Raw genomic sequence first — 25887 nt, forward strand, 5'->3', positions numbered from 1 at the left:
CACCAGACAGCTAACACTTTTCGCTCGCTGACAGGATGCTTTGCTTAATGCCACGCCCCTTGATAGGAATTACCACCTCTGACCACAAAAGCCGCCTGGCCTGGTGCTTTGACTGGTTTGCCGTATGGCGCCATGGCGGGCGCCCAGTGAGACTATCTCCCAAGCGCCCCAGGCCAACACAGCTGGATGGGCTGATTATCGGTGGCGGCGATGATATTCAGGCGCACCTTTATGATGCTGAAGTGCAGCTGGATGTGCGGGTTGACCCTGAGCGTGACGAACTGGAACTGGCGCTACTCGAACGCTTTATTCCTCAGCACACGCCGGTACTCGGCATCTGCCGGGGCGCTCAGCTGATCAATGTTCATCTTGGCGGCACCCTGGATCCGGATATCCATACCACTCACGAGGGGCTTAAACGCAGGCGTACGGTTCTCCCCCGCAAGACAGTGGATATCGTCGGCGATAGCCAGTTGCACCGCTTGCTTGGCGTTACCTGGTGTCGGGTTAACAGCCTGCATCATCAGGCCGTCAATGCAGCGGGCACGGGCGTCAGAATTGTCGCCCGTGATCGGGATGGTCTGGTGCAGGGAATTGAATCCCAGGCGCATGATTTTCTGATAGGCGTGCAGTGGCACCCCGAATGGCTGATTTTCAACCGCCCTCAACAACGCCTGATCCGCGCCCTGGTGGAAGCGGCCAGGCGGCGTCATTCACACTCAGAAGATTAACTCAGCGCGGCCAGGGCAGCGTCATAGTCAGGTTCCTGCTTCACTTCGGCCACCAGTTCACTATGCAATACCGTATTATCGGCATCCAGCACCACGACGGCGCGGGCGCATAGCCCTTCCATCACATTGCCATGAAAGGCAACGCCCCAGGCTTCGCGGAACTCGGGATGACGAAAGGTCGACAGGGTTTCAACGTCATCCAGGCCTTCAGCGCCACAGAAGCGCTTGGCGGCAAAGGGCAGGTCTGCCGATACCACCAGCACCACGGTATCCGGCAGGGCAGAGGCCAGCTCATTGAAGCGCCGGGTAGATACCGCACAGGTGGGGGTATCCACACTGGGGATGATATTGAGCACCTTGCGCTGACCCGCAAAATTTTCAAGGGTCACATCTTTGAGGTCGGTGTTGGTCAAGGTGAGGGGCGGCGCCTTTTGCCCAACTGCGGGTACATCTCCTTTGACTTCCATCGGCTCACCGCCGCGCGTTACATATGGCATCATTGACTCTCTGCGTGGGTTCAGGCCTCAGGCCTGAATGGTTGATTGGCACTTAAAGTAACATACAGGAATATCCATGCCCTTACCTCCTGCTGTCAATACACTGGTGATTGTCAAAACCGGCGATGCCTTTGCCGATGTCATCGCTGCTCATGGTGATTTCGAGACGCTATTTGAAAATCAGCTGGCAACAGCCTTGCCTTCAGGTATGCGGCTGGAGATACTCAATGCCCCCCGAGAGCCTTCCCTGCCCGCACCCGCTACCCTTGCTGGTATCGTGATTACCGGCTCTCACAGCATGGTCAGTGACGCCGAGCCCTGGAGCGAACGCCTGAAACCCTGGCTACAGCAGGCACTAAGCGCCAACGTTCCGATACTCGGCGTCTGTTATGGCCATCAGCTAATGGCCTCAGCTTTTGGCGGTTTGAGCGATTACCATCCTGATGGGCGCGAATCAGGCACTCATGCCGTCCAGCTCACCCCAGAAGGCCAGGCCGATGCCCTGTTTGGCCAGTTACCCATGCGCTTCCTCGCGCACCTTACTCACGCACAATCAGTGCTTGAAAAGCCTGAGGGCGCCACGGTATTGGCAAGTAATACCCATGATACCCATCAGGCACTGCGCTACGGGCCACGCCAGTGGAGCGTGCAGTTTCACCCTGAGTTCACTCCGGCGGTAATGCGTGCCTATCTGGAACATCAGACCGAGGCGCTGCAGCAGCAAGGCATGGATACCGAAGCACTGCATCGCTCAGTGCAGGAAACCCCGGAAGCCACTGGGCTGTTGACGCGCTTTATGGCGTTTATCGACGCCTAGAACAGACGGCAGGACGGGGATGATAAGCCGGTAGCCAACTGCTGGAACCAAAACGCCCCCGCACTTTTCAGTGCGAGGGCGTTATCAGCCTGAGGCGTTAGCGGATCAAGCTGTTTCGCGACGACGTACCGGCGCGCCACCTTCCGGGCGACGACGGGGCACACGCTCGGGCGCACTGTCTTCGCTGATTTCAAGAGGGCGACCGGCAACACGGGCGCGACCCATCTTGGTCAGAATGGTGCTTGGCAAGCCGCTTGGCAGCTCAACCACTGAGAAGGCGTTGCGAATATCGATTCGCCCGATACGCGCACCTTCAATGCCACCTTCATTGGCCAGCGCGCCTACCAGCTGACCCGGCTTGACGCCATCTTTATGGCCAACTGATACGCGATAGCGGGTCATGCCTTCAGACGGCGTGCGCTCACGACGCGGGCCACCACGACTTTCGCCAGCACCACCTGCACGCTCACGCGGGGCACGCTCTTTGCGGGGTGCCTGCAAGCGGCCAATCGGTGCTTCATCAGCACGTGCCATGGCAGAGAATGCACAGGCCAGCTCAATCGGGTCGTAACCTTCTTCAACCAGACGCTCAACCAGAGCACGCTGTTCGTCGGCACCCTTGGTCAGGGCAGCGATGACGCGCTGATGGAAAGCCTCATCACGATGTGCACGGATAGCGGACTCGTCCGGCAGCGGCATTTCGCTCATTTTCTGGCCGGTCGCCTGTTCCATCCAACCGATCTTGCGGGCTTCACGGAAACCGGCGAAGGTAATCGCGATACCGCTGCGGCCGGCACGGCCAGTACGCCCGATACGGTGGGTGTAGGCTTCGGAATCCTGCGGCAGATCGTAGTTGATTACGTGGGTGATGCGCGACACATCCAGGCCACGCGCGGCCACGTCAGTGGCGATCAGGACATCAACCTTGCTGCGCTTGAGACGCGTAATAGTGCGCTCACGCAGGCTCTGATCCAGATCACCTGACAGGCCGGCGGCGTTGACACCACGGGCGGTCAGCTGCTCAACCAGAGTTGTACAGGCAGCACGGGTACGCACGAAGACGATAGCCGCATCAACCGGCTCGACTTCAAGAATACGCGCCAGGGCTTCCAGCTTGGCGCCACCATCGACACGCACGACACGCTGCTCGATGTTCTCACCCGTCGTGGTGCGCGACTCAATCGCCACCTTAACCGGATCAACCAGGTAACGGTTGACGATACGTTCGATTTCAGTCGGCAGAGTCGCCGAGAAAAACACGCGCTGAGCGTCTTTAGGCGTATCAGCAACAACACGCTTGACGTCATCGATGAAGCCCATACGCAGCATTTCATCGGCTTCATCCAACACCAGGGCTGACAGGCCGTTAAGCTTGAGGCTGCCACGGTCCAGGTGATCAATGATACGACCCGGCGTACCGACGATAACCTGGGCGCCACGCTTGAGCGCCTGCATCTGTTCGCGGTATTCCATGCCACCACACAGGATGGCCACTTCCAGGCCTTTCAGATTCTGGCCATAGCTTGAAAACGATGCAGCTACCTGCTGCGCAAGCTCACGGGTTGGCGCCATTACCAACACCTGGGGCTCACGACGGGTCAGTTCCAGACGTGAAAGCAGCGGTAATGCAAAAGCAGCCGTCTTGCCGGTGCCGGTCTGAGCCTGGCCCAGCATATCGCGGCCTTCCAGCAACGCGGGAATAGTTTTCACCTGAATAGGTGACGGCGTTTTATAGCCGAGAGTTTCAACAGCAGACAAAACGGCAGGCAACAGAGCCAGATCGCCAAAACTTTCGCCAACAGCGGGCGAATCGACAGAAGTCGTGGTCATTAATCACACCTTGGTAGGCCGATATATAAACGGCAAAAAAACATCAAAAGCGTCTCTGACTCGATGACGAGCAGAACTCGATTCATGCAGCACAACTGCAAGCGGCAGAAGGCATTATAGGGAGTCGGAGACGCCGGTCGCACCAAGCATTGACAGCCAGAACCGCGTTGGCGGGCTGACCGCTGTGGCGACCTTCTGCGCCAGCTTTGGAAACAGACAATGAGTCTGTTCAGCGGCGCGCCATCTTCACACATCAATGAGCGCTCTCGGGGAGGCTCTGCGCTAGCCTGAACGTTTGTACTCAGGCATTCGTCATGATGGAGGGGTCAACACATGCGAGGAGAGCGCATACTAACATCGTGCTGATCATTTGGCCAGCACGATGGCTTTTCTTTACGCGCCTGCCGTGCAAGTGTGGATCAGTCGCTGTGCTGCCAGACGCCCTTTCCGGCCAGGCGGGCACGGTCATGGGGGCGGTCAAAGTCCAGCAAGGGGCCTGCCGGCACGATACGCGTAGGGTTGATCATTTCATGGCTGTAGTAATAATGGCGCTTGATATGATCCATATTGACCGTTTCCGCCACACCCGGCCATTGATAGATTTCACGCAGGTAATTGGAGAGATTGGGGTAATCCTCAATGCGCTTTAAATTACATTTAAAATGGCCATGGTAGACAGCATCGAAGCGTACCAGGGTGGTAAAGAGGCGAATATCCGCTTCGGTCAGCCATTCACCAGCCAGGTAACGCTGTTGACCCAGACGCTGCTCCATGCGTTCCAGAGAATCAAACAAGGCGGTCACGTGCTTTTCATACACCAACTGCTCAGTGGCAAAGCCTGATTTATACACGCCATTGTTGATGTGTTCATAGACATCGGCGTTGACCGCATCAATGTCTTCTTGCAGCGCAGGCGGATAAAAATCCAGCCGATTGCCGGTAATATCATCAAAGGCCTGATTGAAGATGCGTAACAGATCGGCGGACTCGTTATTGACGATCACGCTGCGTTGCTTGTCCCAAAGCGCTGGCACGGTAACCCGGCCGGTATAGTGCGGGTCGGTCAGGGTATAAAGCTGATGATGAAAGTTCACGCCATTGATGGGGTCACCGCTTGACCCTTCGCTTTGCTCATAGGTCCACCCCTGATCCAGCATCAGCGGGCTAACGTGGGAGGCGCCTACCAGATCATCAAGCCCTTTGAGTACGCGCATGATCATGACCCGATGCGCCCAGGGGCAGGCAAGCGACACGTAAAGATGATAACGCCCGGCTTCTGCCGGGTGGCTGTTAACACCCTGCGGTGCATGACGACCTACCCAATCACGTAGCTGGGCGGATTCGCGCACAAATTCACCGCCGTGCTTGTCGGTGTCATACCACTGATCCTGCCAATTACCTTCAACCAAAAGCCCCATGGAGCGCCTCCTGAATATAACGGATGATATTGCCAACGGCGGGCTCCCGTTAAACAAAAGCGCCCAGAAGACAACATCTCAAGGCGTTCAGCATACCCATGCTGCGGAAGGCCACAAGCGCATGTTTTACGGTGTAACGTTCGACTCAGTCGAATCATGCGGCGTACATTTTATCACCGCCTGTTTCAGCGCTTTCGCCATGGCATGAGCGGCAGGCCCCGCCCGATCACGGTCACGAAAGATTATCTGGATGGGCACTTCACGTATGGCACCTGCCGTAAGAGGCAGTGGCTTCAGGCGTTTGGCAGCCAGGTCCTCGGCGATGCGGGTTTCCGGCAGCCAGGCAAAGCCCAGCCCACGCTTGACCATATCCAGAGATGTATGCAGGTGCCCGACTGTCCAACGCTGTTCGGCCTTCAGCCAGCCCGCGTTAGCCGATTGACGCAGGGCGCTGTCGCGCACAACCAGTTGGCGGTACTGCGCCAGATCACGCAAATCCAGCGCCCGCCCCAGCTGATGAAGCGGATGCTCCGGATGGGCAACCGCTATAAAACGGGCGTTGACCAAAGGCTCACCCAAAAACCCCTGAGCCTCCAACCCGGAAATCACCAGATCCGCGCGGGCGTCATACAGCATTTCGATCCCGCCGTTGAGTACACTTTCATGCAGTTGCACCCGTACTTGAGGATATTCTGCTGAAAACTGCTCAAGGGCTCGGGCCTGCGCTGATTCAGGAAAGGTCTGATCAATGGCAACGACAATTTCCGCCTCAAGCCCGGACGCCAGCCTGGCAGCAACATCCTCAAGGGAGGCCGAGCTTTCAATCAACTGCCGGGCACGGCGCAGCAGCAGCTCACCGGCTTCGGTCAAACGCACCTGGCGCCCTACTGGCTCAAGCACCTGTACACCAAGCTGCTCTTCCAGCTTATGAACGGCATGGTTCAGGGTTGACGGACTTTTATGAATGGCTTCCGCCGCGCGGGCAAAGCCACCGTGGTCTACAACAGCGGCCAACATCTGCCATTGGGCAAGTGTGACTCGTGACATTTCGAATTCCTCGACGCTTTACGGCAAAACCTTGCGCTTAATTTTCGAAAAACTCGCACCATAATGCCATTAAATCCGTTCAGATGGTGATTCGGCCGTCGAACACAGCAAAAAAATAGACCGCTGCGCAAAAGTTAACCAAAGGCATCATGTGATGAAGGAAGGTAGTGTCGGTGGTGATAAAGCAGGCACTTTGCTGACACTACATTAAGCGCCACATTCACCTTTATTCACATTTTTGCTGTTATTTTTAAGCAAACTAGCTGTTAAGGTGTTGAGTGTCTTAAAAAACAACGTTTGATTACTCAAACCCTACCTTCTCTGAAATACGCTACGAGCCTCAAGGCTTGTCGTACATACCCAAGTGTATATCCATACAGTCTGTTCACTTACCCTGTCATAGGGTAAAGTCATTCAATAATTATCTTTTTATGTTACTTTTTTATTTATCTAGCCGGTGGTTAATTTACCTATGTTGCGAATTCTTCATTCGCTGCCTCGCACCCATAAGTTATTGTTATTACCAGTGGCTACCATGGTCACGGTGCTGGGCACACAAAAGTTACTGACGCTGTACCAAGATCATCAAATGCTGAACTCTCCTTCCGAGAGTGTGTATTTGCCCCTCTCTGAAAATGCGTCTCCTGGCCTTCCTTCATTGCATGAAGAAAAAACGCCAGTGGCAAACGCCATAGACAGAGCCTCACGCGCCATTGATATCACTCGCCATAATATAGCGGCCGCCGAGCTTCAGCCGCCGGGACTGGCTGACTTCAACATGGTCAGCAGTGCCAACGCCACCTCACAGACTGGCCAGGATGCTCAACTCGCAACCGCGCTGGACGAAGGCGCCCTGCATATTGCCGTCGTACTTGGCACCCTTACTAACGGCATGCTGGAAGTACCCTCGCGCCCTGATCAGGACGAAATCATTGCCGATGCCACCTCTTATGAGGATTACGATATCGACCTGGTAGACACAAGGTCTTATCTTGATTCTGAGCTGGCCGCTGAAGAACCTTATGTACCCGAATGGCAGACGCACCTGATCAGCCCAGGGGAAACTTTTGCTGTTGTTGCTCAGGACGTGCTGAGTATGGGCTACAGTGAAGTGCTTGCACTGCTTGAGCAAATGCCTAATCCGCGCCTATTGACCCACTGGCGAGCTGACCAGCATTTTGACTACCAGCTAGATGAGCAGGGCGATTTACTGGCTCTTAAAATGATGCATAACCGTCGCGACGGCGTGCTCATTGAACGCTCTGAAGAAGAGCTCGATATTACCGTGATTGAACGTCAGGGTGAGCCAGTCCAGCGCCTCTATGCTGGTACTCTTAGTGGCAGCTTCGCCCGTTCAGCGCAGTCTACCGGCTTGGGTAGTGATGTTGTTACTGATGTAACTCAACTCCTTGAAAAAAAGTATGATTTTCGCCGCGACAGCCGACGTGGTGATCGTTTTCAGGTGTTGGTCGAGTCCGATATGATTGATGGCCATGCCTTTGATTCACGGGTGCTGGCAGTTCGCTATGAAGGCGAACGCATGGATTTGACGCTGGTACGCAATGTGTCTGATGACAACTTCTATACTGCGGAAGGCAGTAGCCTTGACCCTTCCTTTTCACGCTACCCTTTTCAGGGCAGCTACCGGTTAAGCTCAAACTTCAATCCGCGCCGCAAGCACCCGGTGACCGGGCGAATCTCACCGCATAATGGCACTGATTTTGCCATGCCAATTGGTACGCCGATCACTTCACCCGCCAATGGACGCGTCGACCGTGTGGATTACCACAGCGCCGCCGGGCGCTATGTGGTGATTACCCATGACAATGGCTATCGCACCCGCTACCTGCACCTGTCCCGTTCCTTGGTCAAGCCGGGTGAGCGTGTAGAAATGGGTGAAAAAATTGCTTTATCAGGCAATACCGGGCGCAGTACTGGGCCGCACCTTCACTATGAAGTTCATGTTAACAATGCACCGGTCAACGCCATGAATGTTGACCTGCCGGAAAACACCAGCTTGAGCGGTAATGCGCTGCTAGCTTTCCAGCGCCAGGCAGCGCCTGTGCTGGCCGCCCTGGATAGCGGTGAAACCGGCAATATAAGCGTTGCAGCTTATTCATCTGAAGGCGAAGACGAATAAATAACCGCTTATCTGTTGATACCATCAGCAAATGCTCGACGACAGTTTTGAGAAATTGCTGATGGTATTCAGTTTATTGGTTTAATGCCGTCAGGATGCGTGAATCACGCTGGTAAATATCGGCTCTGAACGTTATCTCGCCATCCTCATCGGGCCAGGCTGTCAAGTAATGCAATGCCACAGGAATGCGCTCGGGCAGATTCACCTGAATATCACTGCGCGATGAGCTTTTAAGTGCCTGGAGTTGTTGGCGACTACCCGTATCCTCAAGCAACATCTGCGCTAATTCAGCCACTCCCTCTACTCTTACACAGCCTGAACTCAACGCCCGGCGTTCACGCCCAAACAGGCCGCGCGACGGCGTATCGTGCAGATAAATCATATCGCTGTTGGGAAAGCGAATAACCACACGCCCAAGCGGGTTAGTGCTGCCGGCTGCCTGGCGAATCATGATGTTCCCTGGGGAGTTCCAGTCTATTTCTGACGCGGAAAGCCGCTGGCCTGCATAATTAATCACCTGCATGTTGCGGCGCTCCAGATACCCTGGGTCACGGCGTACCTGCGGCAGGACATCCTCACGCATGATGGTGGGCGGCAATGTCCATGAAGGATTAACGGTCAGATGAGTCACACGGGAATGGATGACCGGCGTTTCACGTTGAGCTGAGCCTACCACTACCCGTGACCGCCAGCGCTCACCCGAAGGGCGCACGTAGACCATTGAAAAGCCAGCAAGATCAACCCACAGACGCGGCTGTTGTTCAAAGGTAGGCGCCAGCCAGCGCGCGCGTTCCAGGTTAACGCGCAACTGGTCAATACGCGATGCGATAGAGGTGTTAAGTGCTTCTCGGGTATTGCGGCCCACCACCCCATCGTCGTTAAGTAGATGACGGCGCTGAAAACGCTTGACGGCGGCCTCCAGCTCGCTGTCAAAAAACTCTGGCTCGCTACCTTCTAGATCCAATGCCGGGTAGGCACCTACCTGCCCTGGAAGCAACCCGGTTGCCCCCCAGTAAGTTAGCCGTTGGCGCAGTATCATTACATCCGCATGACGATCCCCCTGACGTAGCGCTTCATCGCGTGCCGGGAAAAAGGCCACACTGGCCTGCTCCATGGCACGATATTCAGCCAGCGTTTGACGCAATTGTTGGTAATGCGCCTGCTTGGGGCGAACACGCTCAAAGGCATCCGCCACATCATCAGCAAGAAGACGTTGAGCAATGTCTGCCATCGGTAACGCACGTTTTTCAGGCCCATCCCAACCAGGCATCAAGCGGCGAGGGTCAGTTTTACCATTTTGAAGATGGGCCAGAGCGTTAAGCAATTGACGTGTGGCATTGAGATCAAAATCCGCTTTACCCGCTGCATCTGCCGAACGACTGGCCTGATAGTCAGACAACAACCCTTCGGTGGCATAGTCCTCTACTGTCAAACCATCTTCTGTCAGCTCTCTGAGTGCCTCCACCAGAGCACTAACGCGGCGTTCGCTTTGCCACACAAACGCATTGTCCACTTGCTCATAAAAGGCCTGTAGCTGCTCACCCGCCAGCTCTGTATCGTCAGTGCTGATTTGCGTCAGGGCAGCACGTATTGCCGACTCGCCCGCCACCCGGGCTTGTGTGTTTTGGAGCGCAGGCTCCAGTAACAGTGAGTCGGCAAAGGCGAACATCACAGTGTCGTTTTCAGCCGCCATGGCAGGCAGCATGGCGCCAAGAGAGACGCTCAGAACAACACCCAGCGGCCACCGACGTCTGGTTCCCACCCAATGTTGTATGGATCTTTTCTCGTTCATCGCCCCTCCTTGCGTTATTATCCCTAGCGGTTTTCCTTAGCTTTCCCTTTACGCTCTAGCAGGTTGGGCTTGCTGAATTCACAAACCTGGCTCCACAAACATGGGACTTAAACATGATGCTTCCATTCAAGATAGCAGCATTGCTGGTCAGCTTACCTCTCACCTTGTTGACCATACCAGTTCACGCTGCTAATTTCTTCGCCAACAGCGCCACCACCCCTCCTCTCGGCACTTCACCGCTCCATCACCAGCTCAAGCAACTGGCGCCTCAGGCATCCCCTGATGCCTTGCGAATGGCCGCCCAGGCACTCAGTTGTGCTGACCCGAATGCGGAGCGTCTGGCGGTGATTGATTATTCACTTCCTTCTGCTGAGCCGCGCATGTGGGTGTTTGATCTTAAACAGCATGAGCTGTTGTTCGAGGAGCTCGTTTCTCATGGCCAAGGCTCTGGCGATGCGCTGGCCGAAGTGTTTTCCAACACTCCAGACAGCCATCAGTCCAGCCTGGGGCTGTTTCGCACCATGAACAGCTATTACGGCAGCAACGGTTACTCATTACGCCTGGAAGGGCTGGAGCCCACGGTCAATGACCTGGCCTATGAACGTGCCATTGTGATTCATGGCGCTGACTATGTTAGTGAGGATTTCATCACTCAGACAGGCCGTTTGGGCAGAAGCCATGGCTGCCCGGCAGTGCGTACCGATGTGACCTACTCATTGATCGATAGCATCAAGGAAGAGCAGTACGTCTTTGCTTACTATCCAGATCCTGCGTTTCTGGCCGAATCCACCTACCTCAATTGCAACAATGACACTCAGATGGCTCAGCGCTGATCTACTCAGGCATTGAAAAGCAAGCCGCTCATATTGAACGGCTTGCTTCACTTAACGGCTCTTCACCATCCCAGGAACTTTACTCTTCCTAGAAAGTTTCCCAGTCGTCTTCATCACGGGTTGGACGGCGGTTGGATGGTGCAGCAGGGCTAGCGACTCTGGACGCCCCCGCGGGCAATGACGCCTGGCGTTGTTCGGGTGCCGCTAGCGCATCTCCCAATACAAACGAATCCAGCAGATGCGACAGGTGCTCGGCACCTTCACGCAGCTTCTGGGCAGCCAAGGCGCTCTCCTGAACCATGGACGCATTCTGCTGCGTCATGGAATCCATTTCTGCCACTGCGGTGTTGATTTCACCAATGCCGGCATTCTGCTCTCTGGCACCGGCGCTGATCTCAGCAATAACATCCGTCACCCGAGTCACACTCTGCATGATGTCCTGCATGGTGGCACCGGCATCACGCACCAGCGCACTGCCCTCCTGAGTGTGCTTCATAGAGCTGTCAATCAGGGTGCGAATTTCACTGGCGGCATCGCTTGAACGACTGGCCAGCTTTCTGACCTCTTCGGCCACTACCGCAAAACCTCGCCCATGCTCGCCAGCCCGTGCCGCCTCGACAGAGGCATTCAAGGCGAGAATATTGGTCTGAAAGGCAATCGAGTCGATCATGGTGATGATGTCACCAATCTGCGTTGCTGAATCGTTGATCGTCCCCATGGTGCTTTCAACTCGCTGCATGGCGTCTCCGCCCTGGCGGGCAACTTCCAGTGCACTCTGCGACAGCTGCGAGGCCTGCTCGGCTGATTGCGTAGTATGTTGAACAGTCGAGGTGATTTCTTCCATCGAAGAGGAGGTTTGCTGCAGATTGGCTGCCGATTGTTCCGTGCGTGTCGCCAGCTCATTGGTGCCGTTGTTAATCTCCAATGAGGCTGTTAATACCGTGCGTGACGTCGAGTGGACATCACGCAGGGTGTTCTGCATACGCTCGACAAAGGCATTGAACTGACGCGCCAGATTGCCCACTTCATCATTGGTTTCCACGGCCAGCCGCTGGGTCAGGTCTGCCTCACCGGTTGCCACACCGTGCATTGCCGCTGCTGCACGGCGCACCGGACGCAGGGCACGATGCACCAGATAGGCCGCCACAAAGCCAACGCCTATCAGGATCAGCAAGGTGACCCCGGCCTTGATCAGCAGGCTTTGCTTGAACTCCTGCCATGCCAGTACTTCCACTTTCGCCAATCCGGCATCAATATCACTCAGGTAAATACCTGTGCCAATCATCCAGTCCCATTCTGGAACCGCCACTGCCATGGAATGCTTGGCCTCGGTTTCGCCCGTGGCAGGATTGATCCATTGATAATCATAGAACTGCTGATTGCCGCTACGCGCCCGTTCAATCAGGTCATCCACAAAAGCATTGCCCTCGCTGTCGGTCATACCCGACATGCTCGTTCCGACCCGGTCAGGCGCTGCCGCCAAGGCGATGGCCGTCCCATCAAACTCAAAGGCAAAAACATAGTTTTCATCGCCAAAGCGAAAGTTCTGCAAAATCTGCTGGGCACGCTGCTTGGCGACCCGTTCGCTCAAGCGGGTATCTTTTACCAGCGGCAAGATGGCATTGCGCGCCGATTCGATCAGGTAACGTACCGTTTGCTCACGCTCCTTGACGAGCAGTTCACGCTGCTCATCCAGTGTTTCCTGAATACGCCCAGCAGAGTTTCTGGCTTCCAGCACTGACAGCACACAGGCTAATACCAGCATGGGAAACAACACCAGAAAAACGATTTTGGTCTGCAGGCTGAACGCAAACCGAGAGTTATTTTGAACCGACATCCTATTGACTCCACCCCTTGGAAACTGGCGTTATTCAGCGTGTTACCTGCTTGAGGTTCGCTGTTTATCATTGGCCGCCCGACACGCCCGTACGGCGACAGGCCTATTAAGCACGCCACACTTTATGAACAAATGTTTCAAAAAACAATCGGATATCGTTTTATACGCTAAGACATAGGTAATAAGCGAAAGTAAATTGACAAGGAGAAAAGTACAGCTGGCCCAGCAGAAGTGGGCCAGGCAAGAGGCTGCAAGCAACATCTAGGGGCGGTTTGAACTGATGATCTAATTACGGCAGATTGTCAAAGCAGGCAGCCAGGCGGCGCTGGGCTTCGGCGACGCCAATCTCATTCATTTTGGCAATATTATTTTCTGGAATCTGCTGGGTATCGCCATAGTGCTCAATTGCCTGAGTCAGGCTTGCCTCACGCAGCAAATGCACCATCGGGTAAGGAGAGCGATTGGTATAGTTAGAAGCATCATCCGGGTCGGCATCCGCAAAGCAGTAATCCGGGTGAAAGCTGGCAAGCTGGTAGGTGCCTTCATAGCCCTGATCCACCAACAGGCTGTCCGCCAACTCGACAAAATCCAGATAGAGCTCAAAATCCTTGAACAGAGTCGGAAACACCAACAGGGTGGTTTCCGTTGCCGGATGCTCATCCAGCCACTGAACTTCCTTCATCAATTCTTCAAGCGCCAGTGCCAGCTTTTTAACCCGGGACACTGCTACCCTGATGCTGTCTCGGGCAAGTTCCCGCCTGGCAAACGGGCAAATATTCATGGCCACAATGACATCACTGACCCAATGACCGGTGTGGCGAATCACATCTTCATCGCTGCTTTGCATAACTACCTCTTTCTGGGAAAACGCTGACTGAATATCCCTGATCGCTATATTCCTGGACGCTATATTCCCAAACAACAGGCCGTGATTTGGCTGTCGTCGCTGGTACTCATGGCGTATCTCACGCATCATACTGTTTTAACGCTTCAATAGGCAGCTTCCCTCGCCATGTCACCCAACCTGATACCTGCTCCCCCGCGCCCCTTCCAAGGGTTTTTCGGCGTTTTCCGCTACAGCAGCAGAGCGCTCTCTCTGGTATGGCAAACCTCGCCGAAAATGATGATTGGCCTTGCCGTGTGCACGCTGGTGGCGGGGGTGCTGCCTGCTGTCGCCACCTGGATCGGGCAGCTGATTGTGGATGGCGTGGTCGCTGCCATGGACACCTATCAGGCCAGCAGTTCATTGATGGAGGTGATAACGCCGGTGCTCTGGCTGGTAGCTTTGGAGGGCGCCATCATTGCGCTGATCACCCTCGCCCAACGCGGGCTTAGTGCCCAGCAGTCGCTGCTGCGGGCAATGCTGGGCCAGAAAGTCAACGTCATGATCCTTGAAAAAGCCGGTACGCTGTCGCTCAGCCAGTTTGAGGATTCCGAGCTTTACGATAAGCTTACCCGCGCCCGTCGCGAAGCGTCGACCCGCCCTTTGGGGCTGGTCAATAAAACCTTCAGCCTGCTGCAGAATGCCATTTCGCTGGTCAGCTTCGGGGTGTTGCTGGTGCAGTTTTCTCCCTGGGCGCTATTGATCCTGATAGCGGGCGCCCTGCCGGTTTTTCTCTCTGAGGCCAAGTTTTCCGGCGATGCCTTTCGTCTGTTTCGCTGGCGTTCGCCCCAGTCACGCATGCAGATGTACCTGGAGACGGTGCTGGCCCGGGAAGACAGCATCAAAGAGGTCAAACTGTTTGGCCTGGAATCGCTTTTTCTGCAGCGCTATCGCGACATTTTCACTCGCCTGTTCAAAGAGGAAAGGCTGCTTACCCTGCGCCGCGAAGCCTGGGGGTTCGGGCTAGGCCTGATCGGCACCCTGGCCTTTTATATGGCTTATGGCTGGGTAGTGCTTGAAACAGTGATGGGCGCCTTGACCCTCGGGCAGATGACCATGTACCTGATGGTGTTCAAACAAGGGCAAAGCGCGCTGTCAGCCTGCCTGACCTCGATCAGCGGCATGTACGAGGACAACCTCTACCTGTCCAACCTGTATGAATATCTTGAGCAGCCCACCGAGCAGGAGAACGGCGAGGTCACCGTCGGCGCCATCCCCGGCGATGGCCTGCGCTTTGAGCAGGTCAGCTTTGCCTATCCGGGCGGCGGCGAAGTCCTGCACGATATTTCCCTGCACTTGAAACCCGGCGAAAGCCTTGCTCTGGTGGGTGAAAACGGCTCCGGCAAGACCACCCTGATCAAATTGTTGACCCGCCTTTATCACCCAACTCAAGGGCGCGTCCTGCTGGATGGCAGCGACTTGCGCGACTGGGAAACCGGCGCACTGCGACGGCGCATCGGGGTAATCTTTCAGGATTTCGAGCGCTACCAGCTACAGGTAGGTGAAAACCTGGGTGTCGGCGATACCCAGGCGTTCAGCGATGAACAGCGCTGGGCGCGTGCGGCGCATCACGGCTTGGCCGATGACTTTATCAACCGCATGGACAACGGCTATCATACCCAGCTTGGCCGCTGGTTCAAAAACGGCCAGGAGCTCTCCGGTGGCCAATGGCAGAAAGTCGCGCTCTCCAGAGCCTACATGCGCGAGAATGCCGACATCCTGGTCCTTGATGAGCCGACAGCCGCGATGGATGCCGCTGCAGAGGCCGCCGTCTTTGCGCGCTTTCGGGAGCATAGCCGCGACAAAATGACTATCCTGATTTCACATCGCTTTTCGACAGTAAGAAGCGCCGAACAGATTATCGTGATTGACCAGGGCCGCATCATTGAGCGCGGTACGCATCAAGCACTTCTGGCCAGCAATGGCCGCTATGCGTCACTGTTCCGTCTGCAGGCAAAAGGCTACCAATAAACAGGGAGCCAGCAGGCAGATTGTTGCACTGGCCAGTTGTGCCGAATCCCAATGTCAGGTATAGCTATTAACTACATTTGTAACTCACCAATAACAGCCATTAGGGAGATCCAACGTGAAGATTGGTGCACCCAAGGAGATTGCTCCCGGTGAAGCGCGCGTTGCGCTGACGCCGGATAGCGCTCTGCAACTCCAAAAGCTTGGACACGACTGCTTCATCGAAGCCGGTGCCGGCAAAGCCGCCGGCTTCGATGATGCGGCCTATCGCGACGCCGGCGTTAACGTCATTGATGGCGCTAAAGCGCTCTGGGATGCGGTTGACACCGTCATCAAGGTGCGTGAGCCTTCTGAAGAGGAAGCTCATTACCTGCGCGAAGGGCAAACCCTGATCAGCTTTTTCTGGCCCGCCCAGAATGAAGCGATGCTGGAAACCTGCAAAGGCCAGGGCGCCAGCGTTATCGCCATGGATATGGTGCCGCGGATTTCCCGCGCCCAGAAGATGGATGCCCTGTCATCCATGGCCAATATCGCCGGTTATCGCGCGGTGATCGAAGCGGGTAATAACTTTGGGCGCTTCTTTACCGGTCAGGTAACGGCGGCCGGTAAGGTTCCACCCGCCAAGGTGCTGGTTATTGGTGCTGGCGTTGCGGGGCTTGCGGCCATCGGTACTGCAACTAGTCTGGGCGCCGTGGTGCGCGCCTTTGATGTGCGCCCGGAAGTCTCCGAGCAGATCGAATCCATGGGCGCCGAGTTTCTGTTCCTCGACTTCGACGAAAGCCAGGACGGTTCCGAAACCGGTGGCTATGCAGCGCCTTCAAGCCCTGAGTTCCGTGAGAAGCAGCTGGAATGTTTCCGCGCCCAGGCGCCGGATGTCGATATCGTGATCACTACGGCACTGATCCCCGGCCGCCCCGCTCCCAAGCTGTGGCTTGAGGATATGGTTCAGGCCATGAAGCCGGGCTCCGTCATCATCGACCTGGCCGCAGAGAAAGGCGGTAACTGTGATCTGACCAAACCCGATGAGCGGGTTGTCTCCGACAACGGCGTTATCGTGGTCGGCTATACTGACTTCCCGTCGCGCATGGCCACCCAGTCATCACTGCTGTATGCCACTAACATCCGTCACATGGTGGCAGATCTGACGCCGGAGAAAGACGGCGTAGTGGTTCACAACATGGAAGACGATGTTATCCGTGGCGCCACGGTGACGCATCAGGGCGAAGTGACGTTCCCACCGCCGCCACCCAAGGTCAAGGCGATTGCCGCCGCCAAGCCCAAGCCCAAGGAGAAAGAGCCCACGCCGGAAGAGAAAAAAGCGGCTGAACTTGCTGCCTTCAAGGCCCAGACCAAGCAGCAGGTCACCCTTATTGCCGTGGCAGCGGCCCTGTTGCTGGCCGTCGGCCTGGTGGCGCCTGCCAGCTTCATGCAGCATTTCATCGTCTTCGTACTGTCGGTCTTCATTGGCTTCCAGGTGATCTGGAAAGTCGCACATTCGCTGCATACGCCGCTTATGTCCGTGACCAACGCCATTTCGTCCATCGTTATCCTGGGTGCGCTGATCCAGATTGGTTCATCCAGCATGCTGATTACCGTTCTGGCGGCGGCTGGCATCTTTATGGCGTCGATCAATATTTTCGGCGGTTTCCTCGTGACACGGCGCATGCTCGCCATGTTCCAGAAATCGTAAAGCGGGGGATAACAGTATGATATACGGATTCACGATTGCGACCTATGTGGTCGCGGCAGTTCTTTTTATCCTCTCGCTGGGTGGTCTGTCCGGGCAGGAAAGCGCTAAGCGCGCGGTCTGGTACGGCGCCGCTGGCATGGCAATCGCCGTCATCGGCACGCTGATCGGACCGGGTCAAGGGCTTTGGCCAGCGTCCCTCGTGCTGATCGCCTTGGGCGCAGCCGTCGGCTATCAACTGGCCAATAGGGTGCAGATGACCCAAATGCCCGAACTGGTGGCGATCATGCACAGCCTGGTCGGGTTGGCGGCGATTATTGTCGGCTTCAATGCCGATATCATGATCAACACCATTGCGGATATCTACACAGCCAATAACCTGGTCTTTGGCGCGGTTGGTGCGGATGGGTACACTGCCATCGGTCTGCCGCAGGGAATTAGCGATGGCCTGTCATCTTTCGGTCAGCTTATCGCCAAGAAATCCTCGGTCGAAATTACCATTCTACGGGTCGAACTGGTGCTGGGCATCTGGATCGGTGCTGTCACCTTTACTGGGTCGATCATTGCCTATGGCAAGCTCGCAGGCAAAGTAGATACCGCTGCCAAGAAGTTGCCGGGCGGGCATATGCTGAACGCAGCGGCGGCCATCGGTTCTCTAGTACTGATGTTTGCTTATCTGGGCGGCGCTGGCAGTTGGACCCTGGTCTTGCTGACGCTGCTGGCGCTGTTCATTGGCTACCACCTGATCATGGGTATCGGCGGTGCCGACATGCCGGTTGTGGTGTCCATGCTGAACAGCTATTCCGGTTGGGCAGCAGCGGCCATCGGCTTCAGCCTTGGCAATGACCTACTGATTGTGGTGGGCGCGCTGGTGGGCAGCTCTGGTGCAATCCTGAGCTACATTATGTGCAAGGCTATGAACCGCAGTTTCATCAGCGTCATCCTTGGTGGTTTTGGTGGCCCCAGCGGCCCGGCGGCGGAAATCGAAGGCGAGCAGATTGCTATCGATGCCAATGGAGTGGCGGCGGCCCTTAACGATGCTGACAGCGTGGTTATCGTGCCAGGTTACGGGATGGCGGTGGCTCAGGCCCAGAATGCAGTGAATGAACTGACCCGCAAGCTGCGCGCAGCTGGCAAGGAAGTACGCTTTGGCATTCACCCCGTCGCAGGGCGTCTGCCGGGGCATATGAACGTACTGCTGGCAGAAGCCAAGGTGCCTTACGATATCGTGCTGGAAATGGACGAAATCAATGATGACCTCTCCTCTACCGATGTGGTGATCGTGATTGGCTCTAACGATATCGTTAACCCTGCCGCCCAGGACGACCCGAACAGCCCGATTGCGGGTATGCCGGTTCTCGAAGTCTGGAACGCCAAGCAGGTGTTTGTGTGCAAGCGCGGCCAGGGCACCGGCTACTCGGGCATCGAGAATCCGCTGTTCTTCAAGGAGAACACACGCATGTTCTATGGCGATGCCAAGTCCACCATTGAATCACTGCTACCGCAGATTGATTAATAGCGAGCTGATCAGCAGGACATTCAAAGCCTTGTGCGATCAACGTTAGTAACAGGAACGCCCCTTCGGGGGCGTTTTTTTATGGGCGTTTGTCACAATAATTTTCTATTACGGCAAAATATTAGATAGCTGACATGCTGCATTGCAACAAATAAGGTCTATACTGGTCAGGACACCCTTAAAGGAGTTACCTCATGACAACCCTGATCAGCTGCCCAACGTTCGATACCGAAGTTTTACGCGCCTGGTTACGTCAGGCTGAATGTCAGACAGCGCTGACCAATGCCTGGATACGCCATTTCGACGCATAATGACGTTTCTTTCCAGATAATGCCCACGCCGGACACCTGTCCGGCGTTTCAGTTGTGTAATGGCAGGTTTTTACTGACCGGGTGATTCTCAAGCAGGCATTTCTCAAGTACATTTTCCAATCAGTTTTCGCATGGCTGCCCATCGTCTATTGTCAGTCGTGTTTTCAATATGAACCATGTACGCCATGACGTTCAGGAGCCAGGATGATTGACCTGCGTAGTGACACCGTTACCCGACCCACCCCCGCCATGTATGCTGCCATGCAAAATGCGCCGGTGGGCGACGATGTATGGGGTGATGATCCAACCGTTAACGCCTTTCAGCAGCGTCTTGCGCAAGAGACAGGCAAGGAGGCGGCGCTGCTGTTCCCTACCGGCACCCAAAGCAATCTGGTAGCCCTGATGGCTCACTGCGAGCGCGGTGACGAATATATTGTCGGTCAATCGGCTCACACCTACCGCTACGAAGCCGGCGGCGCAGCGGTACTAGGCAGTATCCAGCCACAGCCCATTGATAATGCCGCCGATGGCAGCCTGCCGCTGGAGAAGATCAGCGCAGCGGTAAAAGCAGATGATTTTCATTTTGCCCGCACGCGCTTGCTGGCACTTGAGAACACCATCAGCGGCAAGATCCTGCCCGCTGATTACGTCCACAAGGCCACCGATCTGGCTCGCCAGCATGGCCTCTCGACACATCTCGACGGTGCTCGCCTGTTCAATGCCGCCGTGGCCAGCCAGACGCCCATCCAACAGCTTTGCCAGCCATTTGATAGCGTTTCGCTGTGTTTTTCCAAGGGGCTGGGGGCACCTATCGGTTCAGCGCTGGTAGGCTCTGAATCCTTGATTGATCGCGCCCGTCGCTGGCGTAAGATGGTTGGCGGCGGCATGCGCCAGTCTGGGGTGGTGGCCGCCGCCTGCCTGCATGCGCTTGAGCATCATGTTGACTCACTATCTGAGGACCATCGTCGGGCCACGGCGCTGGCCGATGCATTGGGTGAACTACCTGAGGTCAGCATAGCGTCACAGGCCACCAATATGCTGTTTGTGCGCTTCCCTGCTGATCATCTGGTTGCCCTGACCGCATGGTTCAAACAACACGCTATTCTGATCGAACCCCTTTACAGCAAGGATACGACCCGACTGGTTACTCATCGGGATATCAGCGACGAAGATATCAACACCGTCGTCGCGGTTACCAAGGCTTACTTCGAACGCGTCCCAACGCCTTGATCAGTTCAGAAAGGCACTGCCCAGCGCCAGCTGAATGGCGACAGCCGCCATCATGGCGCCTATCAGACCATCGATAATGCGCCACACTCTGGGGCGTGACAGCCAGGGCGACAGCCTGGCGCCTCCCCAGGCCAACAGGCTGAACCAGCCCACCGAAGCGGTTGCAGCCCCTGCCACAAAGGTGGAGGCACTGCTTTGCTGAGCGCCAATGGCAGGGATCAGCAGCAGGGTATCCAGATAAACCTGAGGGTTAAGCACCGTGACCGCCAGTGTCGCCAACAACACCTGAGCCAGGCTGCGACTTTTTTCCGCTTCGGCATTCAAGCCCTGGCGCCCCGTGGCCGTACGTATAAAGGCCATGGCCGCCAGATAGCTCAAGAACACCACGCCGACCCAGCGCAGGGCTTCCATGGCACTGGGCATGGTCAGTAAGACCGCGCTGACACCGAACATACCCGCCGTCAGCAGCACGATATCCGCGCTGATACACATGCCTGCTGACCACCAATGATGTTCACGGCGAATGGCTAACCCCAACACATAGGCATTCTGGGCACCAATCGCCATAATGATGCCACCGCAAACGAACAGCCCTGTCAGATAACTTTCCCACATGGTACGCCTCGCTCCTGTGCTATTGATTCAAGTTGACAGCAGCATAGCGGCTGGCCTTCATATTAAAAAATCATCATGCTAATGCTGCATTAATTTTTCTAATAACAGCCTTGCGAGGCACATCATGCTGGATTACAAGCTACTCCAAGCACTGGCAAGCGTGGTTGAGTGCGGTGGTTTTGAACGGGCTGGAGACTTGATTGGCCTGTCTCAGTCGGCCATTTCCCAGCGCATCAAGGCGCTTGAAGTGCGTATTGGCCAGCCAGTATTGGTGCGGCATCCGCATCTCGCACCCACGCCCGCTGGCCAACGCCTGCTGACGCATTATCAGCAGGTGCAGCTACTCGAGCGCGACCTGCGCGGCGCCTTGCCCACCCTGGATGATGCAGCACCGCGTCTGCGCATTGCCATCAACGCCGACAGTCTGGCTACCTGGTGGGCGAAAGCAATAGCCGCCAGCTGTCAGCAGCACGGTGTGCTGGTTGACCTTGTCGTCGAAGATCAGGATGTGGGGTTAAAGCGTTTGCGCGATGGGGATGTTGCCGCCTGCCTGTGCGCCACGCCAACCCCCATTGCTGGGGCTCGCTGCCAGCCGTTAGGTAACATGCACTACCACCCGCTGGCCACGCCCGGCTACCAGCAGCGTTACTTTCCAGAAGGGGTAACGCCTGACGCACTGGCTCAGGCACCTGCCATTGTCTATGGTCCGAATGATCAGTTACAGCACCGCTTCATGGCACAGTGCGGCTATCAGGGTTATTTTCCTCACCACCTGTGCCCTTCTTCAGAGGGCTTTGTTCAGCTTGCTGCAGCGGGTATGGGGTACGGTATGATCCCATTCATGCAGGCAAGACCACTGATCGAAAACGGGGAATTGGCCAGCATTACCCCCTCGCAAACGCTCAAGGTGCCCCTTTACTGGCACTACTGGCGCCACAGTGGTGAACTTATCCAGCACCTCTCTCAGGCGCTTGGAAATGTCACTCTGCAATAAACCTGCTGGCATCGCGCCTTGTCGTTACTCAAAAAGGCTCATACGCTTCATCACGTTATCGCGCTTGATTCGCCAGTGATAAAGTGCCCCCGTGATGTGCAATACCGTCAAGGCCAGAATGGCCCAGCCCAGGCGCCCGTGCCAGATAAACAGGGTTTCCGAAAGAGCCTTGTCTTCAGCAAAGATGGGCGGCAGCGTCCATTGGAAAAACTGTACCGGAAAACCACCCGTCGCCGTTGCCCACCAGCCCAACAGCGGCATGGCAACCAGCGCCAGATACAGCAGATGGTGCACACTGGTACTGACCACACGCTCAAACGCATTCAGCGGTGGCTCATGGTCTGGCACAACAAAGGCCAGGCGCGTGATAATCCGCAGGGTCATCAATAACAAAAGCCCCACACCCAGGGTTTTATGCGCCGTGTAGAGTGCGTTGGTAACCTCCTGCCCCGCAAGTGCCACTGCACGTTCAAAGCCCAGCGTTCCCAATGTGGCGCCGCTGGCCAGCGACAGCACGATGACAGCGGCTACCAGCCAGTGAAGTACCCGATGTGGATAAATATAGTGGTCAAGTTCGTGCATTGGCAATTCTCCAGGAGTTTTAATTGGCAAAATCATTAGCTTCCCGCCATTTTGTAATCAGTTTCAGCGGCTGATCGTCCAGAAAATCCGCTAGAAACTGTAAGCAAATCAACCACTGTTAGCTTGAGAAGCAACTACAAGCATTACACCAAGTTCACAGTTCGGCCAGAAAAAGCGCATAAAATCGGTTAAACTTGCCTAAAACCAGCACAAAAGATATTATCAGGAAAATTTAATATTCATTTGATACATTTCTAGCTAACCGTAAAATCCAATGCCACGAGGTCATTTTATGCCAACTATCAAGCGTGTAGTGCCGCTCCTATGTTTTATCATGGTGTTGTTGGGCACATCCAGCACCTTGCAGGCCAGCACGGATAACAGCGTTATTCAAAAAGGCTTTGCCTCTTATTACAGCGATTACTTTCAAGGTAAAACCACAGCCAGTGGAGAAAGCTTCGACCAGCAGGAACTGACCGCGGCACATAAAAGTCTGCCTTTTGGTACTCGGGTTAAAGTTGTGCGTACCGATACAGGCCAGGCGGTCGAAGTGGTTATCAATGACAGAGGGCCCTTCATCAAAGGTCGCGTTATTGATCTCTCCAAACGCGCCGCTCAGAAGCTTGACATGCTGGATCGCGGCGTTGCCCCGGTGTTGATTACCCAGGCAGACTGAACATCAACCGCTTTCAGGCATGATGACAGCGCCAATGTAGTGTCTGCATTGTGCTTTCCATTTCAAGCCAGGGGCCATCGACCTGCAACCCCGGCACCACTTGCTGGATAGGCAAGGTAGCTACCGGTGGTGGCGCCACGCCCCACTCGCTGAGCCAATTGCCTAACTGTGCTGAAGAGCTGACATACACAATGCGCCCCAAGCCGACCCAGCCATGGGCGGCTGCACACATCGGGCAATGCTCACCTGAGGTGTAAACACAGGCTACCTGACGCTCTTCTGGCGTCAGATGATTAGCGGCCCAACGAGCCAAGGCAAACTCAGGGTGACGGGTCGAGTCACCCCCCGCAATCCGGTTGCGGTCTTCCGCCAGCACTTCTCCATTCGCCCCCACCAGCACGCTACCAAAGGGCTCATCACCAGCAGCCAGGGCTTCTTCAGCCAGCTCAATACAGCGTTGTAGGTGAATCTTGTCTGTGGCGCTAATCATAGCAGGCTCCGTAATGAGGGGTTTGATCTCACCATAGCGCCTGAATATGAGCGCGCACAAGGTGCGCATTCAACAAGCGGAATCAAAGTAAAGCCCTACCAGCCTTCCGGCTATGGGCGGTCATGGTTCCGATGATATCCCACTGAAACTGAGCTTCCCTGCTGTTCGCCATGTTATACCCTGCGCCTGGCGTAATTATGCGTAACAGCTTAGCTCTTAAAAGATATAAGGAGAAGTCGACTTAGGCCATTACGCCGCTAGGGCACGCAGCATCATTGGCGAAGCTTGTCCAAGGCCTGCTCCAACAGCTCCAGTGATTGACGATGCTTGTCTGGGTGCATCTTATGAATGTTGGCGAGCTTCCAGCGCACGGCTGGCAGCCGATCCACGCCCTGCAGCGGAAGTAGCGCCCAGTAAGGCGCCCCCTGCTTGAAAGAGAGAAGAAAGCGAACATCCTCGTCCGTCATCAGCTGCCCCAGCCGCGACAGTAGCTCATCGCGGGCGCCCTCCAGCTCCTGCAGTGGAAGGTCAATCCTGGCCATCCCGACAAACTCCTGTCGGTAGACGTCACCCAACGGTTTCAATTGCGGGTTGATCACTTCGTTTAAGGGCCTTGGATGCCCCAGCAGATAGACCAGGAAGCCTTCGAATACGCTTCGATCCAGGCCGCCCTGATTTAGAAGCAGCTTCACATCGAAGAGGTCCCGGGGGTGCTGGCGATCCAGCGCGGCGCAGATCTTGCCGCCATACAGGTCCGGCAGTGACACCACCTGCACCGCCGCGAAGCCGTAACCAATGGGATGGACTCCTCCTCACCTAACCGGCATCTACGTGCCAAAATGAAAATGGTAGGTGAAACCATCAATCATCATGAAGATGAGGAGAAGCCCAGATGAACATTATCCGCGTCGGTGTTGATATTGCAAAGTCGGTTTTTCATGTCCACGGCGTAGATCGTCATGACCAGGTTCAGTGGCGTGGTAAATATGCTCGGAGCAAGTGGTTGGACGCCATCGTCAAGCGTGTACCCACCGGTGCAACGATTGGCATGGAAGCTTGTGCTTCATCTCATCATTGGGCACGGGAGCTTCAGAAACGGGGTTACAACGTCCGGTTGATTGCCGCTCAGTTCGTCAAACCGTATGTGAAAAGCAATAAGAATGATCGGGTGGATGCAGAGGCCATCTGCGAAGCGATGAGCCGCCCCAATATGCGCTTTGTTGCTCCCAAGACTGTTGCCCAGCAAGATGTTCAGGCAGCACATCGCATCCGTGAAGAGTTGGTAGGGCAACGCACCGCTAAAGCCAACCAGATTCGGGGACTGGTAGGTGAATATGGGATTATCGCGCCTGTTGGCATTCAGCAACTGCGCCGAGCATTACCTCGATGGCTGGAAGATGCAGAGAACGGCCTAACTGATAGCTTTCGCATTTTGCTTAACGGTTTGGCTGACGACCTTCGGCACTTGGATGACCGCATCACAGCACTCGACGAGAGCATTGTTGAAAGCGTGAAACAAGATCCCGTCGCACGGCGTTTAATGACATTGCGAGGGGTTGGGCCACTCACGGCCAGTGCGCTATCCGGTGCGCTGGGAGACGGCCAGGCATTCAAGAAAGGGCGTGATTTTGCCGCCTCTCTAGGATTGACACCTCGACAACACAGCACGGGCGGACGAGACCGTCTTTTAGGCATCAGCAAACGCGGTGACAGCTATCTACGCAAACTGCTCGTCCACGGAGCACGCGCCGTGTTGCGACAGGTAGATCGCAGGGACGACGGCCTGAGTCATTGGCTTAAAGGTCTGACGTCTCGAAAACATATTAATGTCGCAACGGTAGCCCTGGCCAATAAAACGGCTCGGATTGCCTGGGCGCTGGTACGTAATGAAACAGCTTATGACGAAAATCTTGCTGCGGCGAGTGTCGGCGTTTAAGTGAGTTAGTTGAAGATAGACACGTCTTCGAAATAGTCGGTATCGAAAATTTTGTTG

Annotated in this window: 22 protein-coding genes; 11 read left to right on the top strand and 11 right to left on the bottom strand. The window is 55.5% G+C overall.

Features of this window, described 5'->3' with window-relative positions:
* Window positions 1-47 precede the first annotated feature (47 nt).
* Window positions 48-731: a type 1 glutamine amidotransferase gene (locus tag OR573_12450; protein XGA79303.1), complete on the top strand. Its 684-nt coding sequence runs from the start codon at window positions 48-50 to the stop codon at window positions 729-731.
* On the opposite strand, the gene tpx is transcribed toward OR573_12450, so the two are convergent.
* On the bottom strand, window positions 728-1228 hold the full coding sequence (gene tpx, locus OR573_12455) for a thiol peroxidase (GenBank protein XGA81740.1): 501 nt from the start codon (window positions 1226-1228) through the stop codon (window positions 728-730). The two genes, OR573_12450 and tpx, sit on opposite strands and share 4 nt — an antisense overlap.
* A gap of 76 nt (window positions 1229-1304) precedes the next feature.
* Here tpx and OR573_12460 point away from each other — a divergent pair, with 76 nt between their 5' ends.
* The gene (locus tag OR573_12460) at window positions 1305-2045 is read left to right on the top strand and encodes a glutamine amidotransferase (protein ID XGA79304.1); all 741 of its coding nucleotides are present in this window, start codon (window positions 1305-1307) and stop codon (window positions 2043-2045) included.
* A gap of 105 nt (window positions 2046-2150) precedes the next feature.
* Here OR573_12460 and OR573_12465 read toward each other — a convergent pair whose 3' ends face one another.
* From OR573_12465 to OR573_12475, 3 genes are all read right to left on the bottom strand, one after another.
* Window positions 2151-3875, bottom strand: a complete 1725-nt coding sequence (locus OR573_12465) for a DEAD/DEAH box helicase (protein XGA79305.1) — start codon at window positions 3873-3875, stop codon at window positions 2151-2153.
* 419 nt (window positions 3876-4294) lie between these two features.
* A complete protein-coding gene (locus tag OR573_12470) occupies window positions 4295-5293 on the bottom strand; it encodes a glutathione S-transferase family protein (protein XGA79306.1) in 999 nt (332 codons plus the stop codon).
* A 126-nt stretch (window positions 5294-5419) separates the two neighbouring features.
* Window positions 5420-6340 (bottom strand): LysR family transcriptional regulator, encoded by a 921-nt coding sequence (locus tag OR573_12475; GenBank protein ID XGA79307.1) that lies wholly within the window; start codon window positions 6338-6340, stop codon window positions 5420-5422.
* A 472-nt stretch (window positions 6341-6812) separates the two neighbouring features.
* Between OR573_12475 and OR573_12480 the strand changes: the two genes are divergently transcribed.
* Window positions 6813-8480, top strand: coding sequence for a peptidoglycan DD-metalloendopeptidase family protein (locus tag OR573_12480; GenBank protein ID XGA79308.1), 1668 nt, complete (start codon window positions 6813-6815; stop codon window positions 8478-8480).
* A 73-nt stretch (window positions 8481-8553) separates the two neighbouring features.
* Here OR573_12480 and OR573_12485 read toward each other — a convergent pair whose 3' ends face one another.
* Window positions 8554-10272 carry a L,D-transpeptidase family protein gene (locus OR573_12485; GenBank protein ID XGA79309.1) on the bottom strand — a complete coding sequence of 573 codons (1719 nt, stop codon included), beginning with the start codon at window positions 10270-10272 and terminating at the stop codon, window positions 8554-8556.
* 113 nt (window positions 10273-10385) lie between these two features.
* On the opposite strand from OR573_12485, the gene OR573_12490 reads away from it, so the two are divergent.
* Window positions 10386-11105: a murein L,D-transpeptidase catalytic domain family protein gene (locus OR573_12490; GenBank protein ID XGA79310.1), complete on the top strand. Its 720-nt coding sequence runs from the start codon at window positions 10386-10388 to the stop codon at window positions 11103-11105.
* Between the two features lie 88 nt (window positions 11106-11193).
* On the opposite strand, the gene OR573_12495 is transcribed toward OR573_12490, so the two are convergent.
* Together OR573_12495 and OR573_12500 are read right to left on the bottom strand one after the other, a co-directional pair.
* Entirely contained in the window at window positions 11194-12942 is a 1749-nt protein-coding gene (locus OR573_12495) for a methyl-accepting chemotaxis protein (protein ID XGA79311.1), read from the bottom strand.
* Window positions 12943-13231: 289 nt separating this feature from the next.
* Complete coding sequence (locus tag OR573_12500) at window positions 13232-13789, bottom strand: DUF1415 domain-containing protein (protein ID XGA79312.1); 558 nt, start codon at window positions 13787-13789, stop codon at window positions 13232-13234.
* Between the two features lie 165 nt (window positions 13790-13954).
* Here OR573_12500 and OR573_12505 point away from each other — a divergent pair, with 165 nt between their 5' ends.
* From OR573_12505 to ltaE, 4 genes are all read left to right on the top strand, one after another.
* Window positions 13955-15796: an ABC transporter ATP-binding protein gene (locus OR573_12505; GenBank protein ID XGA79313.1), complete on the top strand. Its 1842-nt coding sequence runs from the start codon at window positions 13955-13957 to the stop codon at window positions 15794-15796.
* Window positions 15797-15911: 115 nt separating this feature from the next.
* Entirely contained in the window at window positions 15912-17483 is a 1572-nt protein-coding gene (locus OR573_12510) for a Re/Si-specific NAD(P)(+) transhydrogenase subunit alpha (protein XGA79314.1), read from the top strand.
* A 16-nt stretch (window positions 17484-17499) separates the two neighbouring features.
* Complete coding sequence (locus OR573_12515) at window positions 17500-18996, top strand: NAD(P)(+) transhydrogenase (Re/Si-specific) subunit beta (protein ID XGA79315.1); 1497 nt, start codon at window positions 17500-17502, stop codon at window positions 18994-18996.
* 515 nt (window positions 18997-19511) lie between these two features.
* Complete coding sequence (ltaE, locus tag OR573_12520) at window positions 19512-20537, top strand: low-specificity L-threonine aldolase (GenBank protein ID XGA79316.1); 1026 nt, start codon at window positions 19512-19514, stop codon at window positions 20535-20537.
* On the opposite strand, the gene OR573_12525 is transcribed toward ltaE, so the two are convergent.
* Window positions 20538-21152 (bottom strand): LysE/ArgO family amino acid transporter, encoded by a 615-nt coding sequence (locus OR573_12525; protein ID XGA79317.1) that lies wholly within the window; start codon window positions 21150-21152, stop codon window positions 20538-20540. It lies immediately after the preceding gene.
* 124 nt (window positions 21153-21276) lie between these two features.
* On the opposite strand from OR573_12525, the gene OR573_12530 reads away from it, so the two are divergent.
* On the top strand, window positions 21277-22146 hold the full coding sequence (locus tag OR573_12530; GenBank protein XGA79318.1) for a LysR family transcriptional regulator ArgP: 870 nt from the start codon (window positions 21277-21279) through the stop codon (window positions 22144-22146).
* Between the two features lie 24 nt (window positions 22147-22170).
* Here OR573_12530 and OR573_12535 read toward each other — a convergent pair whose 3' ends face one another.
* Window positions 22171-22728: a cytochrome b gene (locus OR573_12535; GenBank protein ID XGA79319.1), complete on the bottom strand. Its 558-nt coding sequence runs from the start codon at window positions 22726-22728 to the stop codon at window positions 22171-22173.
* 334 nt (window positions 22729-23062) lie between these two features.
* On the opposite strand from OR573_12535, the gene OR573_12540 reads away from it, so the two are divergent.
* The gene (locus OR573_12540; protein ID XGA81741.1) at window positions 23063-23404 is read left to right on the top strand and encodes a septal ring lytic transglycosylase RlpA family protein; all 342 of its coding nucleotides are present in this window, start codon (window positions 23063-23065) and stop codon (window positions 23402-23404) included.
* A 13-nt stretch (window positions 23405-23417) separates the two neighbouring features.
* Here OR573_12540 and OR573_12545 read toward each other — a convergent pair whose 3' ends face one another.
* Window positions 23418-23894, bottom strand: a complete 477-nt coding sequence (locus OR573_12545; GenBank protein XGA79320.1) for a nucleoside deaminase — start codon at window positions 23892-23894, stop codon at window positions 23418-23420.
* 272 nt (window positions 23895-24166) lie between these two features.
* Window positions 24167-24691: a nucleotidyl transferase AbiEii/AbiGii toxin family protein gene (locus OR573_12550; protein ID XGA81742.1), complete on the bottom strand. Its 525-nt coding sequence runs from the start codon at window positions 24689-24691 to the stop codon at window positions 24167-24169.
* A 95-nt stretch (window positions 24692-24786) separates the two neighbouring features.
* On the opposite strand from OR573_12550, the gene OR573_12555 reads away from it, so the two are divergent.
* Complete coding sequence (locus OR573_12555) at window positions 24787-25830, top strand: IS110 family transposase (GenBank protein ID XGA79321.1); 1044 nt, start codon at window positions 24787-24789, stop codon at window positions 25828-25830.
* The last annotated feature ends 57 nt before the right edge of the window (window positions 25831-25887 follow it).

This window comes from Halomonas sp. CH40 (genome assembly GCA_041875495.1).
Lineage (GTDB): Bacteria > Pseudomonadota > Gammaproteobacteria > Pseudomonadales > Halomonadaceae > Vreelandella.